The 1,770-nt window shown below is 32.9% G+C and carries 3 protein-coding genes; all 3 read right to left on the bottom strand.

Features of this window, described 5'->3' with window-relative positions:
- Nucleotides 1-50 precede the first annotated feature (50 nt).
- Entirely contained in the window at nt 51-512 is a 462-nt protein-coding gene (locus tag ACT3RN_RS15405) for a hypothetical protein (protein WP_444518804.1), read from the bottom strand.
- Nucleotides 513-604: 92 nt separating this feature from the next.
- Nucleotides 605-1,558: a hypothetical protein gene (locus ACT3RN_RS15410; protein ID WP_444518805.1), complete on the bottom strand. Its 954-nt coding sequence runs from the start codon at nt 1,556-1,558 to the stop codon at nt 605-607.
- The coding region (locus ACT3RN_RS15415; protein WP_444518806.1) for a hypothetical protein at nt 1,558-1,770 on the bottom strand (213 nt) is incomplete at its 5' end. The genes ACT3RN_RS15410 and ACT3RN_RS15415, both read right to left, overlap by 1 nt.

Raw genomic sequence — 1,770 nt, forward strand, 5'->3', positions numbered from 1 at the left:
GATTGAGTTATAGTTCTGATTCTAAATCCATATGCTATTTTTTAAGAGAACTATTTACTAATATTATGTAAGGTAACGGTATATCCTACAAACAAAGCAAGCTCTTCATCATAGTATTTTTTTTGGTGCAAAAAATGAATATTGATTACTGAGTTTTTCTTCCAAAATATATAGGGTTTCTCTTGTTCTAGAGTGTATAAGTCAAAAGAATCAGGACTATAAATAGAAAATTTTATTGAATCCAATCCTTCGTCTTTCTTATATAGGCTTGTAGGTATTTCAACAGTGATTTGGCTCTTGTAATCGTCTGCATAGATTGTTTGTCCTAAAACGCTAGAGTATAAGATAATCTGAGAATTATCAGGTGGAGTGATTCCATAAAAATTAATATTAACTTTTTCTGAATTTTCATTAGCAATACTAGCTAGATAGCTAGTATTGTTTAGTTTACTCTCATTTATTAGAAGTGATACGTCTTCAAAGCTTGTTTTTTCGTGATTAAATACATTCATAGATGTAGAGCCCTTATAGAAGATAGCTAAATAAAATATGGGTAAGGCTAAAATGAAAATAATAAATATAATTTTTGATTTCATGTTTTATTCTATTTTTTACGGAATATTTCCATATTAGAAGGTAGTCCAGTAGGCGATTCAGCGGCTGTTGGTAATGCTTGACCACCGGCATTACGCCAAAGTGCGTAGCCATTTGTTCCTTCACCTCGACCACCAGTTAAAAAAAGAATTCCTGTTTCTGCGAGTCCATCATGTTTCAAAGCTTGATAAGTTTGTGATAAGTTTAAAATAGATTTTTGTGGTTCTTCTTCGCGTTTTTCTTGCAGTGATGCTACTATAGACTCTGACTCGCTTCTATTTCTTATAACATTTGCATATGATGTGCGTTTGTAATAAGCATGAACTTCGATATCAAAACGATTTGCTATTTTCTGAGCTAAACTGTCTTCTGGTTTAGCTTCAGACAGAGTGTCATAACTATCTTTTGCACGTAAAAGTATCGAGTCAGAGAGACCGGTCCTACAGGCATATGAATAAAACTTTCCAGACGAAACAAAAGCATTGGAAGGAATGCTTGCTAAGTCAGAAATTGTAAAATTTACTGTTGGGCTAGAATCAAGATTTAATGTTATAACACCATTCAGTCCGTGAGAGAAAAAAGCAACATCTTGAAGCTTGAAAGATTCTCTATTGTTTTTGAGAATGCTCATCAAGCCTTCTTTACTATCAATAGCTTTGAATTCCACCTTATTAGCATTAATTTCATTTTTCAAACCTTCGATTGCAAGTTTTTCTGTACGAGTATATCCTTTATTTATATATGCAATAGTTGCTTTATCACAACTTCTGAATTTTGGACTCCGAACAAAAGGGTAAGATGCAGCTACAAACATCATTTTTAGCCAAAAAAGATCATAATGCATCTCTGAACCAATGAATATGATATTTTCCGTTTTCGGTACTCTTGTACTTACTACCGCTCTATTAGTATTACTCTTTGGACTAGTCGATGACTTTCCAATTAACTCCCAATTATCAGCCATTAGAATTTCACCTCAATTTCTAGATCTTCAATTGCATAACTTTCTAATACTTTTGTTCTGCCTTCATCATCTGTAACACCTGTTTCAATACTTCCATCAGGTTTCGTAATTTTGTAGTGACAGTTCGGTATGGGTTCTTGAGTATCTTCATCAACAACTACGAACCCTTCATCGTATACAATTCTTAAGTTGTTATCTGTTTCTATTACTTT

It is taken from the genome of Psychrobacter sp. AOP5-GZ1-6, from assembly GCF_052376345.1.
Taxonomy (GTDB): domain Bacteria; phylum Pseudomonadota; class Gammaproteobacteria; order Pseudomonadales; family Moraxellaceae; genus Psychrobacter.

What these genes read in the sequence shown, in the direction of transcription:
- ACT3RN_RS15405 (WP_444518804.1), bottom strand. Translation starts at nt 512, where the DNA reads ATGAATGTATTTAATCACGAAAAAACAAGCTTTGAAGACGTATCACTT.
- ACT3RN_RS15410 (WP_444518805.1), bottom strand. Translation starts at nt 1,558, where the DNA reads ATGGCTGATAATTGGGAGTTAATTGGAAAGTCATCGACTAGTCCAAAG.